Below are 13240 nucleotides of genomic sequence, written 5' to 3' on the forward strand. Positions count from 1 at the left end.
GCCCGCGGACCCGAGGCCGACCGATCATCGTGATCGATCGGCACGGCAGACTTCTCGTCACCGCAATTCCGTTGCGCGGTAAGTGGTTCGGCCCGGTCACTCCGGTGGGCTCAGCCCGCCGAGCCGGTCCACGGCCGCAGTGGGCGTAGGTTGTCGGACTCCGCCGACTGGGGGTGCGCATCGACCGCGTGGCCCGGCGCTCACTTGTCGTGGTCCGCGCGGCTGCGGCCGCTGCGGCAGTAGCCGACAGGGCCGTCCTCTCGTGTGGGCTGATCAAAATCGGTGTTGTCCACCAGGTCGTCTGCTGCCGGCGCCGGATAGTTGCAGACCACGTCGTACTTGATCTTGTGAGTGTCGTTGGTGCTGTTGGTGCAGAACGACCTGTCGCAATCGAGACCTGCTGCGAGATGAGCGGGCTGACTCGCGGCATTTCAGCCCAGCGCGACCGCGCGGCGCAGGTCGGCGACGTATGCCTCGGGTTGTTCCCAGGCGGCGAAATGCCCTCCGGCGCTGTGCGATACGTAATCGCGGAGGTTCACGAAGGCCTCGGCGTAGCTTCGCGGCTCCGGTTTGATGTCGTGCGCGAATACCGACAGCACCGTCGGAGTGTCGATGTAGTCGGGAAGGGGGCAGGGTTCGGTGTAGGTGGTGAAGGAGGTGCCGATCGTGCCGGTCACCCAGTATGCGCTGACCCAGGTCAGCAGCTCGTCCAGGGTGAAAGCCGTTCCGTCGGACCAGGATTGGAGTTTCTCCGCGATCCAGGCCGCGAGTCCGGCGGGGGAGTCGCCGAGGGCGACGGCGAGCGTGTTCGGCCGCGTCGACTGCTCCGCGATATATCCGCCCTCGGTGCGGAACCACTGTGCCGCCCGGTCCAGGTAGGCCACCGCATCGGGGGCGAGCTTCGTCCGGTCCGCCGTGATCGCGCGCTGCGGAGCGATATTCGTCAGGTGCAGGGAATTCACCCGATCGGGGTGCGTCGCCGCGAGCAGTTCGGCGACCGCGCCGCCGATATCGCCGCCGGACACCGTGTACCGCGAATAACCGAGCACGTCCATGCCCTCGGCGATGATTCCGGCGATCCGGCCGGCCGACATGCCGGGTTCGGTCAGCGGCGCGGCGAAAGGGAATCCCGGCAGTGCGGGGATCACCACGTGCATATCCGTGAGCAGGGGGAGCGCCCGCTCGTAGCGCAGCACCGAATCCGGCCAGCCGTGCAAGAGCACGACGACCGGGGCGTCGGGCGCCGCGGACCTCCGGTGGATCGACCGCAGTTCGGTGTCGCCAGCTTGCACTGTCGCCCAGGGGAATTCGCTGATCCGGTGTTCGTGCACGCGCCAGTCGTATCCATTCGCCCAGCGGTCCAGCAGATCGTCGAGGCGAGTGCTGGTGATGCCGCGCGCCTCGTCCGCGCGCCACGGTGTCACCACCCGTCGCGTCCGCCGCAGTCTTTCCCGCATTTCCTCGTCCATGTGTATCAGCGTACACATAGATGTGTATGCTCGTACACATGACTTCCCGCAACGCGGCCGCCACCAGGCAACGGATCCTGGAACACGCGCGCCACCACTTCGCCCGGTACGGGTACGCGGCGGTCACTGTCAAGGGCGTGGCCGATGCGGCGAGTGTCTCGCCGAATCTGATCACCCGCTATTTCGGCGGCAAGGAGGGGCTGTTCCTGGCGGCGACCCGGGTGGAGATCCCGGTCGAGCACTCCTTCGACGGCGATCGCCGCACGTTCGGCGCACGGCTGGCGGCCAGCATCGTGCAGCGCTGGTTCGGCACTCCCGGGCAGGATCCGCTGCTCGTGCTGCAGCGCGCGTCCGGCGAACGCCCGCAAGCGGCCGAGGCGCTGGCCGCCTTCCTCGACGCCAACTCGCTCGACCCGCTGTATCGCTATCTGCGGGCGTCCGGTTCGGACGAAGCCGACGCTCGAAACCGAGCCGCGGCGATCGATGCCTTCGTCCTGGGCGTCTCGACCCGCCGCCGCGTCCTGCGCGCCGAACTCGGCGATCCGGCCGAGCTCGAGGCATGGCTCGGGGTCACCATCCAGCGCCTCGTCGACGGCTGAACAATCCGCTCGGTAGTAGACCGCACCCGGCACGCCGCCGCCCGGCGCGATCGCGTCACCGGTGATGGCGACGCCGCGCGGTGCGGCGAGGAAAGCCACCAGGTCCCGCACCTCGATCCGGCCTCGCCGGTGACCTCGGCCCGGCCCGGTGTCGAACGTCCTTTTCGGCGGTTACTTCGGCATCTTCCGTCCGGAACCGGCAGGGTCCGAGGATTTGGATGGAGCGGCAGTTCCGGTAGTCGCGGCAGGCCGGTCGCGGCGGCTGTCCGACAGGCGTTTCTATGACCGAACCGAGCCCATTGGATATGGGATTCATGGAGCTGGAGGATGCCGATCGGCGGATCAGTCTGGCGATCGCCGCGGTGGCGATAGTCGAGGGGCCCTGTCCGGGGCGGGCGGAGTTCCTGGCGGGCGTGGCGGCGGGACTGCCACGTGATCCGCGGCTGCGCCGCCGCATGCGTCGGGCGCCGCTCGACATCACCTCTGCCGTGTGGGAGGACGACCCGAATTTCGATCTGGCACACCACATTCGATGGGTCGCGCTACCGGCCCCCGCGGACGAGGCGTCGTTGCGCGAGTTGGTCGCCGCCGAGTTGACCCGGCGACTCGACCGGGATCATCCGCTGTGGGAGATCGTCGTCGTGGAACGCTTGTGCGACGATCGCTGGGCGGTGCTCATCAAAGCACATCACAGTATGGTGGACGGGGTTTCGGGCATCACGCTGTTCGAGAGCTTCTGTGACAGCCCCGACGGCCACGACGGCGCCGCCCCGGGTGTTCGCGCGGTGACGGGAAACCATTCGCGCCCAGATGTTTTCGGTGCCCTAGCGACGGCCGCGCGAGTGTCCTTCGCGGTACCCGGATGGGCTGCCGCGACCGTGCGCACCCTGGCGCCGGTGCTGTACGCGGTGGTGCGGCCCGCCGTGCGAACCTCGCTGAACGGGCCGATCGGACAGCAACGCCGCTACACCCTGGCGCGCACGAGTTTGTCGGAGGTGCGCGAGATCGGCGCCGCCTTCGACGTCAGTGTCAACGATGTGGCCGTGGCGGCCATCGCCGCCGCCTACCGGCGATTGCTGCTCACTCGCGGCGAGCATCCGGCGGTGCACGGACTACGCGTCCTGGTCCCGGTGGCGACCCGGAGCGCGGACGCGAAATACACTCTGGACAACCGTATTTCGGCCATGATCCCGCACCTGCCGGTCGAGATGGACGACCCCGTCGAGCGGTTGTTCTCGGTGCACGACAGGATCGGACGGCATCGTGCCCGCGGCGAGGCCGAAGCCGAGAAGTCGTTGCTGGCGCTCGCCGACCGGATCCCCTTCGGGGTGGTGGCCTGGACGTTCCGGCTGGCGACGCGGTTCCCGCAGCGCGGCATCGGCGCGTTGGCGACCAACGTCCCCGGCCCCCGGCATCCCCTGACGTTGCAGGGACGCAAGGTGATCGAGATCTGGCCGTGTGTGCCGATCGCCATGCGGCTGCGGACCACGATCGCCATCCTGAGCTACGACGGCCGCTTGACCTTCGGTATCACCGGCGACTACGACAGCACCCCGGACATCGAGGCATTGGCCACCGGTATCGCGACCGAGATCGCGGTGCTGCTGGCCCACGCCCGCGGGCACCGCGGCCGGGGCGGGGCGCCTCGCCGCGGCTCCGCCCCGGCACGCTCGAGCCGCGCTGATCAGGCCCCGGTGTAGACGTCGGCCATGTGGTTGATGCGATGGGCGCGAGCGAGTTCGGGCAGATCGCTGCCGTCGGCGACGTTCTCGCCCGCCGGCCCGAGCCGGTCGATCGTCTCCGCCGCCCAGGCGACCTCGTCGGGCTGCGGGCTCAGCGCCCGGTTCACCACCGCGGTGTCGCGGGCATGCATGCAGAGCTTGCCGCTCATCCCCATCGACTTGGTCACCGCCAGTTCCGCGGGCAGGTCGGCCGGGCCCGTGACGCACGGACCATCGATCGGTCCCGCGATCTCCGCGGCCCGGCTGGCGACCACGAGCCGGCTGCGCGCATAGGCCAGCGCCTCCGGGCCGACGTTGGTGTCGCGACGGAAATCGCCTGTGCCGAAGGCCAATCGGATCGTGGCATCGGCCGAGGCGATGTCGAAGGCGAATTCGATGCCGCGCGCCGATTCGACCAGGGCCAGAACCGGGACGCCGGGAAGTTCGGCCGCCGTGCGATCGACCTGCTCGGCGGATTCGGTCTTGGCGAGCATGACGCCGCACAGGCCGGGAACGTCGCGCAGGGCGGCCAGATCGGTGCTCCAATCGGCGGTGGTGATGTTGTTGATCCGCACCCAGCCGATGCCGCCGGCGGTGAGGAACTCGGTGACATGTTCGCGGGCAACGGATTTCGCGGACGGGATGACACCGTCCTCCAGATCGAAGATGACGGCGTCGGCTGCCGAATTCGTGGCGTCGTCGAACCGGTCCGGGCGCGAACCCGGGACCAGAAGCCAGGAGCGAGCGTGGATCGCCGGGACTGCAACGGTCTGCGGCGCGGACGTACGGGTCATTCGGTTTTCTTTCCTCTCGGCGCTCAGCTGTCCCGCTGTGCGGATTAGATTCGGTACGCCAACCGCGTCGAACAGTACACCACATCCAATATATTGGATGTGGACAGCGTCACTCGACGCCATGTGTATTTCGGGGGTTTGCCGGACGTACAGTATCCAATATGTTGGGTGACCGGGTGGAGCGACGACGCATGAGCGATGTGGCGTTCGATCGGATCTGTGATGCGATCGTCACCGGTCAGCTCGCCCCCGGTTCGAAGGTTCGCGACAGCGACCTGGCCGATCAACTGGGCCTGAGCCGAACCCCGGTTCGCGAGGCCCTGGCCCGGCTGATCGATACCGGGCTCGTCGAGGCCAAACCCGCCGCCTTCACCCGGATCACTCCGCTGCACCGGGCGGATGTCGAGGCGACGCTGGCGGTCCTCGAGGTTCTGGACCAGTTGGCCGTGCGAACCGGAGTCCCGAACCTCACCGCCGACATGATCGCCCTCATGCGCACCGCCAATGACGATCTGGCGCAAGCGATCAAGGCCGACAACATCGGCGCCGCCCTCGCCGCCGACGACATCCTGCACGGCGTGATCGTCGACGCCGCGGGCAACCCGCTGCTCAAACGGCTGATCCAGCAGGTTCATCCGCAGATCCACCGCATCTACTACCGCAAGTTCTCCAGCCTGCGCGGCTGGCAGGACGCCCTCGAGCATCACGACAACCTGATCAGGCTGTGTGCCGCGGGCGACAGCGAGGCCGCGGCCGAGATCTCCTCCCAGCACCGCCGTTTCCTCGGCGGCCTGATCGGTGAGCTCTTCGACATCGACGAGGACAGTTCCACCGCCCCGGTCGGCTGAGCGGGGCGCGTCGTCGTCGGACAACGTCCCGGGGCGCGTACCGTCCCGATTCGGCGAGGATGTGCTATCGCTGCTGGAACGAATTGTGCGGCAGTTGTTTTCGGCGTGTGGTCACTAAGCCGATGCCCGCGTCCGGGCTGCGCGGATCGAGACCGGCTGCGCGCCGCGGTTACTCGACATCGGGGAGTGGGAGCGAACACAGTCGCTCGATGTCGCGCTCCGGCAATCCCAAGCCGCGCAACACCTGTCGGGTCACCGCGTCGGTGGTCTCGCTGATATCGCGCTCGGGCTGTGAGATCAGCAGTTGCGCGAGAGCCAGGGACGCGCCGACAGCCACGGTGATCGCGGCCTCGACGTCCTGGACCTGGAACCGGCCCGCGTCGATCGCTGCCCGCAGGTCCCTGGTGGCCCGCGGCACCAGGCCGTGATCCGAGTCGAGCACCCGGGTGCCGCGCTGCAATAGGACGAGGGTGAACTCGCGGTCGCGGCGGTACAGCCGTCCCGTCATCCGGTAGCTCTGTGTGAACGCCTCGGCGGGATCGTCGATCCGGGCGGTCAGCTCGTCCATGAGCGTGCCGTGGGCCTCCAGGACCGCATCCACGGCGGCCTCGAACAATTCGTGCTTGCTGGTGAAGTGGTTGTAGAAGGAGCCGTTGCCCACGTCCGCGACCGAGGTGATCTCGAGAACCGACGCGTTCGTCCGGCCCTCGGCGAGGAGCTTCTGCCCGGCACGGATCAACGCCGCCCGTGTGTTGGCCTTTCGTCGCTCGGTGCGACTGGGCCCGTCGGGGTGAACCACGTCAACCACCACCTTCCGCGCACACCCATCGTGAATAGAACACGGTACCACTGACGATTTCGTCAGAAATTTCATTGACTGACGTCGCCGCCATGTGTGACGATATCGTCAATCAAGCCTGAGGAGGATGGCGATGAGCAGGTCGGGAGACGTACACGAGGGGCTGCATTCCGAAGTCGGGGCGGCCCGCGGCGAGCATCCGGGACGACATCCGAATCCGGTTGTGAAGGTGGAAGATCTGGCGTGGCTGGAGTTCGAGAAGCCCGATCTTTCGCAGACCGCCGCGTTCGCCGCCGACTTCGGCTTCACGCCCGTCCTGCAGACACCGGATGAACTGCATCTGCGTGGTACGCGGCCAGGCCCGCCCTGCGTGATCGTGCGCAGATCGAATCGCTCGGCCTTCCTCGGCCCGGCGTTCCGGGCGGCCTCGGCCGATGATGTCCAGCGATTCGCCGACGCCGCCGGCGTCCGGGTCGAGCCACTGCCGGAAACTCTCGGTGGCGTCGCGGTGACCACGCGCGATCCCAGCGGGGCGCGGGTGCGGGTGGTGACCGGCGTCGTCGAGCATCCCGCGCTGCCGTCGCAACCGACCTGGACCGACTACAACGTGGGCGATCAACTACGCCGCGTCAATCGCGGTCAGCGAGCGCCCCGCGAGCCCGCGCGGATCGAGCGCCTCGGACACGTTGTGCTGCAGTCTGATCGCTACCGCGAAGCGCTCGACTGGTACCTCGAACACCTGGGCCTGATCGTCAGCGACTTCCTGTTCTACCCGGGGCAGCGGGACCGCGGACCGGTGATGAGTTTCCTCCGCTGCGACCGCGGCGGCACCCCCGCCGACCATCACACGCTCGCGATGATGCTCGGCCCCTCGAACCGCTACGTCCACTCGGCGTATCAGGTCCGCGACCTCGATGTGCTCGCGGCCGGCGGCGAGTACCTGCGGGAGCAGGGGCGTTGTCGGTCCTGGGGGATCGGGCGGCACATCCAGGGCAGCCAGATCTTCGACTACTGGCGGGACCCGGACGGCCTGCTGGTCGAACACTTCACCGACGGCGACCGTTTCGACTGCTCGGTCGAACCCGGATGGGCGCCGATGCGCGCGTCCGGCCTGTCCCAGTGGGGCCCGCCGGCGACCGCCGACTTCCTGGGAACCGCCCCCGGCAAGGAGTTGCTGCGAGAAATCCGCTCGATCCTCACCGCATTGCGTTCCGCCGACAACGAATTCGACACCCAACGCCTCATGGGCATGCTGAAAGTCACCAGGTCGTAAGCCTTTTCGTGCTCTCCACCCGGAACCGGCTGCAGCTCCTCGCCTTTCACACAGCGCCGCGCCGTTTCCGTCGGATCGACGCGGGTGTACGGCTGCTCACCGGAACGGGCGGGATCGCCCTCGTCGCGGTCGAAACCCATCGAGATCGTTCGACCGGCGGCTCCGCAGGCCGGCACGGCCGCACCGGTGCGCACGGTCACCCGGGCGGGCCGAGCGCGACGAGCGCCGCCGTCAAGGCCTCGACGTCGATCCGCGCGCTACGGCCGTCGGTAACCACCACGTTGCCGTCCACCAGCACCGTGTCCACGATGCGTGGTGTACCGCAGGTCAGCAGTGTCGCACCGGGGTCACTCACCGGCAGACAGGCGAAGTCCCGATCGAAACGCAGCAGCGTCAGATCGGCGAGGCGTCCGACGCTCACCCCGCCCGGCGCGGGCACGACGGGCAGCCCGAGTGCCCGCGCCGCGCCATCGCAGGCGATCGCGAGCATCGACCCGATGTCGAACAGGTCGGCGCGGCGCGCGCAGGCGCGCTGGACATATGCGCCCGCGCGCAGCGTTTCCAGCATGTCCTGACGGTCGTTGGAACCGGCGCCATCCACGCCCAGTCCGACGGCGACCCCGTCCGCGAGCAGTTCGCTGATGGGGGCGACCCCGGATCCGAGTCGCATGTTGGACACCGGGTTCCACGACACGGCAGCGCCCCCAGCGGACAGCGCCCGGCGTGCGTTCGCGTCGAGTTCGACACCGTGCACGGCGAGCAGGCGCTCGCCGATCAGCCCGCCTTCGTCGAGATAGTCGATCGCGGACAGACCGGCATTCGCACGGCACATCGCGTCGTCGGTGCCCGTCTCGGACAGGTGGATCATCACGGTGAGGTCGCGGTCCCGGGCGAATGCGGCTGCGGTGCGCATACCCCCGATCGTCATCGAGCGGGCGTTCGGGATGGCCAGTCCCAGGGCGATGCGGTCGCCGGCCGCTGCGGCGAGCCGGTCGGTGTCGGCGAGCGCGGTGTCCAGCGGCTGGATCAGCCTCGGGTCGAAACCCCAACGGCGAGTGGGGTCTTCGCGGTCGGCGACACCTCGGCCGAGAACGGCCCGCACCCCGACGTCCGAGAGCGCGGCGAGTACCGCGTCGTGTACCTCGGGGTCGGGATGCGGCCACATGTGCTCCACGAGGGTCGTGGTACCGGACAGCAGGCCCTCGAGTGCGGCGGCCACGGCGGCGAGGTATGCCCGCTCGGGGGTCACAGCGGTCATCGCCTCACCCACCGCGAGCAACCACTCCAGCAGCGGTCGGCCCTCGCCAACACCGCGGCACAGCGACTGCTGCACATGCGTATGGGTATTGACGAACCCGGGTATGAGGTGGCCGCCGACGCCATCGAGCACGCCCGGCCCGGCGGCGCCCGGGACGTGCTGGCGGACCGCGGTGACGACCCCGTCGGTGATCAGCACGTCGGTGTGCGGGCGCCAGGCGGCCCCGGTCCACACCGTCACGTCGGAGATGGTGTGGACCTTTGTCGGCGCGGCGTCCGGCCGCAGCACGACGGACCTCACCGGATGCCGATCGAGCGGTCGGCGAACCGCGGGTCGAACAGTGCGGCGGGGTCCACCTTCGGGTCCACTTTGGCGCCCTGCGCGGCGAGCAACGGTGCCAGGTCGCTCACGAACGCCTGTACGCGCGCGGGGTCGTAGCTGCCGACCGAACCGTTCTCGTTCGCGATGATGTTCTCGGACTTCAGGATTCCCGACGCGTACTCGGCCTCGGCGAGCGAGTACGTCGAGTAGGTCGGGTCCTTCGCGACCACGTCGGCGATCAGCTTGTCGGTGGCCGTGGGCGCGGTGACGAAGTCGGCGTCGGCCTGCTGGACGATCGGCACCAGCTTCTGCAGACACGGCGTCAGCCGGGCGAGCCGGTCGGCCCGGACGGACAGGTTGGACGCGTACGGGTCGAAGCCCAGCTCCGAGAGCAGACCGTGGGCGACGGGCTTGTTCCAGGCCGGGGTGTTGTGCTCGTACTCCCACGGCTCGGCGTCCGCGTATCCCTGCTGCACGATCGACGAGTCGCCCACGAACCGTGCGGGGCTGCCGTCGTAGCTCTTGTCGAGCTGCGATTTCGTGACGTAACCCTCGGCGAGCAGCCAGGTCGGGAACGCCTGCTCCTTGGACACCACGACGGTGGCGTGTGTCGCGGCGAGCCCGCGCAGGGTGAGCCCGGGGTGCTTGGCCGGGTCCCACATCAGGATCGCCGGGTTGTGCGTCAGCAGCGGTGTGACCCCGACGACGCGCTGATCCGCACTGGCCGAGACGATCTGGTCGCCGTGCACCAGCCCGAGGTCGATCGACGAGTCGACGTACATCTGGGATGCGACCGACTGGAACCCGATGGCGGAGCCGCCGGACTTCAGCCGCAGCTTGATCCCGGTGTTCTTGCCCTGCGCCACCAGGGTTCCGGTGACCGACTTGGTGGCGGTGTCCACGGTGTAGTCCGGTCCGAGCAATTGGAACATCCCGCCCATGTCGGCCTGCGGTTGCCATTGCAACTGCACGGTGAGCGTGTCCGGGCAGACGCCGGCGAGGCGTTGCGCGGCGGGCGCCGGGGCGAGCGAGATCGACGGGGCGGGGGTGGTCGACGAGCCGCATGCGGTGAGGGTGCCCAGACCCACGGTCAGCACGGCGGTGAGACCGGCCGCGCGTCGCGCGATGCGGTTGTGGAATGGGGACATCTGTTCTCCTGCAACGTGTTCGGGAGGGGGTACGAGGGGACCGGAGGCGGTCGCGGGTGTGGCGGCTCGAAGAGGCGAGCGGCGTCGGGGGCGTTTACACGGTCGCGTACCGGACGATGGTCCACAAGCCCGGACGATGCATGTAACAAGATGTTCACGGCGGCGTTCACGCATTAATTACATGCAATTTAGAAGCTTGATGCACAACGCCGGCCGAATCTGCCCGCAGATCGTTCCCATATCGGAGGTTCCCTTGCCGTCCTTCGCCCCGCTGGTCGACACGCGAAACGATGTCGACGCGCGGCACCTGAGAGCGGACGACCAGGTGTCGTTCCACGAGGTGTCGATGACCTACCCGACCGGAACCACCGCGCTGTCCTCGGTCTCGCTGTCGGTGCGACGCGGCGAGTTCGTCGCGATCGTCGGGCCTTCGGGCTGCGGCAAATCCACCCTGCTGCGCCTGGCCGCCGGATTGGAGCGGCCGTCCGCCGGCACGGTCGCCGTGGACACCTCGTCGGTCGGCTTCATCTTCCAGGAAGCGACGCTCCTGCCGTGGGCCTCGGTGCGCCGCAACGCATCTCTGCTGGCCGAACTCGCCGGCATGCCCGCCGGCGAGCGCCGCGCGCGGGTCGATGCCGCACTGGCCGCGGTCGGGTTACACGACTTCGCCGACCAACTGCCCAAGGCGCTGTCCGGCGGCATGCGGATGCGGGTGTCGCTGGCTCGTGCGCTCGCGCTCGAGCCCGAGCTGATGCTTCTCGACGAGCCCTTCGGCGCGCTCGACGAGCTCACCCGGCAGGAGATGCAGCTCCAACTGCTGGGCCTGTGTGAGCGCGGCGGTTTCACCGCGGTGTTCGTGACCCACTCGGTGTCCGAGGCGGTGTTGCTCGCCGACCGGGTGGTCGTGATGTCGGCCCGGCCCGGCCGGATCGCGGCCGAATTCGAGGTCGATCTGCCGCGGCCGAGAGGTGCGCGCGGCGACGGCGGATCCTGGGGCGCGGAGCTGCGGTTCGCGCCCGAGTACACCGACACCGTCGCGCGGATCTCGGCGCTGCTGCGAGGTGTGGCATGAGTACCGTGCTGAATCTGCCGATCGCGCCGGTCGCACAGGCGAACCCGGTCGCCTCGCGGCGGCTCGCGGCCCGGTTCGGGCGCGGATCGGTGGCCGTCGCCGCGCTGGCCGCGGGTGTCGGGCTCTGGTACGCAGTGTCCTATCTGGTGCTCAGTCCGCAACGCCGGTTCCTGCTGCCGCCCCCGCACGCGGTGCTCGCGCAGTCCCTGCTCGACTCCGTGCACCTGCGTCCCATGCTCGTTGCGCTGGGTATGACCGCCGAGGTGGCCGGGATGGGGTTCGTGGCCGCGGCCGTGATCGGCATCGCCGTCGGCGCGCTGATGAGTCAGGCCTGGTGGCTCGAACGCGTGATCTTCCCGTATGCCGTTGTGCTGCAGGTCGTTCCGATCCTCGCGATCACCCCGCTGCTCGGGCTGTGGTTCGGCTACAGCACCACCTCGCGGGTGGCCGTGTGCGTGATGATCGCACTGTTCCCGATCATCACCAACACCCACTTCGGGTTTCGTTCGGTCGACCCGGGATTGCACGAGCTGTTCACGCTGGGCCGGGCATCGCGCCTGCAACGCCTCGCCCGGCTGGAGCTGCCCGCGGCCTCGCCCGCGATCCTGACCGGACTGCGGATCGCATCCGGCCAGGTGATCATCGGCGCCATCATCGGCGACATGTTCTTCGCGCAAGGTGAGCCGGGCATAGGCACTCTCATGGACGACTATCGCGCCCAGCTGCGTTCCACCGACCTGATCGCGGCGATCGTGCTGGCCGCGGCGTTCGGCGTGGCCGTCTTCGTCGTCTGCTCCGTGGTGTCCCGGCTCGCCGTCGGGCGCTGGCACGGCTCGGGGAGTGCGCGATGAGCGAAATCGCCACTCCCGAAATGGATTTCGTCGTCCCGACCGTCGACATCACGCCCTACCTCGACCCGGCTGCGTGCGCCGCCACGGACGCGGCCTGCGAAGCGGTCGCGGCGAGTATCGATGACGCCTGCCGCACGGTCGGCTTCCTGCAGGTCGTGGGACACGGCGTGTCCGCATCCGCGATCGACGGGCTGGCCCAAGCGATCGATGGCTTCTTCGAGGCACCCGCGCCGAGCAAGCGACAACTCCATCGCCCCGGTGAGAATCGCGGTTACACGCCACCGAAATCGGAGTCGCTGAGTATGAGTCTCGGTGTGGCCCCGGCGAATCGGATGCACGATTACTACGAGTCGTTCACCGTAGGGACCGAGGCCGCCGCATATCCCGGGCTGGACCTGCCCGAGGCCGACTACCCGGCGAACCGCTGGCCCGAAGTGCCGGGCTTCCGTACCTCGGTGGTGGCCTACCTGCGCGAGGTGACATTCCTGTCCCGGGCGCTGCTGCGGGCCTGCGCGGATGCATTGGGGCTGGGCCCGCAGCATTTCGACGACCTCGTCGACCACTCCATCGATACCCTCAAGATGAACAACTACGCGTTGGCGCCGGGCGCGATCGAGCTGGACGGGCCACTCACCGGAATGGGCGCACACACCGATTTCGGGATCCTCACCGTGCTGTGGGCGGACCGCGTCCCCGGGCTGGAGGTGCTCGGACCCGATGCGGTGTGGCACCCGGTCATCCCGGCTCCGGGAGCCTTCCTGGTGAACCTCGGCGATGCCTTCGCGCGCTGGACCAACGACCGGTGGCGATCCACCCTGCACCGGGTGGACCCGCCGGTGGTCGACGGCCGGATCGAGCGACGCCGGTCCGCGGCCTTCTTCTTCGACGGCAACCACGATGCGGTGATCGAGCCGCTGCCCGGCACCGTGGAGCCTGGGGCGGAGGCCTACCCGCCGATCACCATCGCCGCGCACCTGCAGGCCAAGTTGGCCGGGATGAAGCTCGGCGCCGCGCCCGCGGGGGCCGACCGCGAAGCCGCCCGGGTGCGCGGCGCCCGCAGCTGACTTCGACAAGCCCTTCCCGACAG

General features: G+C 68.8%; 12 protein-coding genes. 7 read left to right on the top strand and 5 right to left on the bottom strand.

Annotation, left to right across the window (positions count from 1 at the left end; all coding sequences use genetic code 11):
* Positions 1 to 431: 431 nt before the first annotated feature.
* Positions 432 to 1469 carry an epoxide hydrolase family protein gene (locus AC5WS7_RS33370; RefSeq protein WP_495958599.1) on the bottom strand — a complete coding sequence of 346 codons (1038 nt, stop codon included), beginning with the start codon at positions 1467 to 1469 and terminating at the stop codon, positions 432 to 434.
* A gap of 38 nt (positions 1470 to 1507) precedes the next feature.
* On the opposite strand from AC5WS7_RS33370, the gene AC5WS7_RS33375 reads away from it, so the two are divergent.
* Together AC5WS7_RS33375 and AC5WS7_RS33380 are read left to right on the top strand one after the other, a co-directional pair.
* Positions 1508 to 2068 (top strand): TetR/AcrR family transcriptional regulator, encoded by a 561-nt coding sequence (locus AC5WS7_RS33375; RefSeq protein WP_495958600.1) that lies wholly within the window; start codon positions 1508 to 1510, stop codon positions 2066 to 2068.
* A gap of 281 nt (positions 2069 to 2349) precedes the next feature.
* Positions 2350 to 3768 (top strand): wax ester/triacylglycerol synthase family O-acyltransferase, encoded by a 1419-nt coding sequence (locus AC5WS7_RS33380; protein ID WP_495958601.1) that lies wholly within the window; start codon positions 2350 to 2352, stop codon positions 3766 to 3768.
* Here AC5WS7_RS33380 and AC5WS7_RS33385 read toward each other — a convergent pair.
* Entirely contained in the window at positions 3753 to 4583 is an 831-nt protein-coding gene (locus AC5WS7_RS33385) for an HpcH/HpaI aldolase/citrate lyase family protein (RefSeq protein ID WP_495958602.1), read from the bottom strand. The genes AC5WS7_RS33380 and AC5WS7_RS33385 overlap by 16 nt on opposite strands.
* A gap of 191 nt (positions 4584 to 4774) precedes the next feature.
* On the opposite strand from AC5WS7_RS33385, the gene AC5WS7_RS33390 reads away from it, so the two are divergent.
* A complete protein-coding gene (locus tag AC5WS7_RS33390; protein ID WP_495958603.1) occupies positions 4775 to 5431 on the top strand; it encodes a GntR family transcriptional regulator in 657 nt (218 codons plus the stop codon).
* A gap of 169 nt (positions 5432 to 5600) precedes the next feature.
* On the opposite strand, the gene AC5WS7_RS33395 is transcribed toward AC5WS7_RS33390, so the two are convergent.
* Complete coding sequence (locus AC5WS7_RS33395) at positions 5601 to 6230, bottom strand: TetR/AcrR family transcriptional regulator (protein WP_495958604.1); 630 nt, start codon at positions 6228 to 6230, stop codon at positions 5601 to 5603.
* 133 nt (positions 6231 to 6363) lie between these two features.
* Between AC5WS7_RS33395 and AC5WS7_RS33400 the strand changes: the two genes are divergently transcribed.
* Positions 6364 to 7503 carry a VOC family protein gene (locus AC5WS7_RS33400; protein ID WP_495958605.1) on the top strand — a complete coding sequence of 380 codons (1140 nt, stop codon included), beginning with the start codon at positions 6364 to 6366 and terminating at the stop codon, positions 7501 to 7503.
* 196 nt (positions 7504 to 7699) lie between these two features.
* Here AC5WS7_RS33400 and AC5WS7_RS33405 read toward each other — a convergent pair whose 3' ends face one another.
* Together AC5WS7_RS33405 and AC5WS7_RS33410 are read right to left on the bottom strand one after the other, a co-directional pair.
* The gene (locus tag AC5WS7_RS33405; RefSeq protein ID WP_495958606.1) at positions 7700 to 9061 is read right to left on the bottom strand and encodes an amidohydrolase family protein; all 1362 of its coding nucleotides are present in this window, start codon (positions 9059 to 9061) and stop codon (positions 7700 to 7702) included.
* The gene (locus tag AC5WS7_RS33410) at positions 9058 to 10230 is read right to left on the bottom strand and encodes a nitrate ABC transporter substrate-binding protein (RefSeq protein WP_495958607.1); all 1173 of its coding nucleotides are present in this window, start codon (positions 10228 to 10230) and stop codon (positions 9058 to 9060) included. The genes AC5WS7_RS33405 and AC5WS7_RS33410 overlap by 4 nt, the downstream gene beginning before the upstream one ends.
* A 136-nt stretch (positions 10231 to 10366) precedes the next feature.
* On the opposite strand from AC5WS7_RS33410, the gene AC5WS7_RS33415 reads away from it, so the two are divergent.
* From AC5WS7_RS33415 to AC5WS7_RS33425, 3 genes are read left to right on the top strand one after another with little or no spacing between them, the layout of a single operon-like run.
* A complete protein-coding gene (locus AC5WS7_RS33415; protein ID WP_495958608.1) occupies positions 10367 to 11302 on the top strand; it encodes an ABC transporter ATP-binding protein in 936 nt (311 codons plus the stop codon).
* Entirely contained in the window at positions 11299 to 12153 is an 855-nt protein-coding gene (locus tag AC5WS7_RS33420) for an ABC transporter permease (RefSeq protein ID WP_495958609.1), read from the top strand. The genes AC5WS7_RS33415 and AC5WS7_RS33420 overlap by 4 nt, the downstream gene beginning before the upstream one ends.
* The gene (locus AC5WS7_RS33425; RefSeq protein WP_495958610.1) at positions 12150 to 13217 is read left to right on the top strand and encodes an isopenicillin N synthase family dioxygenase; all 1068 of its coding nucleotides are present in this window, start codon (positions 12150 to 12152) and stop codon (positions 13215 to 13217) included. Before AC5WS7_RS33420 ends, AC5WS7_RS33425 begins: the two co-directional genes overlap by 4 nt.
* The last annotated feature ends 23 nt before the right edge of the window (positions 13218 to 13240 follow it).

It is taken from the genome of Nocardia sp. PLKS1-43, from assembly GCF_059510335.1.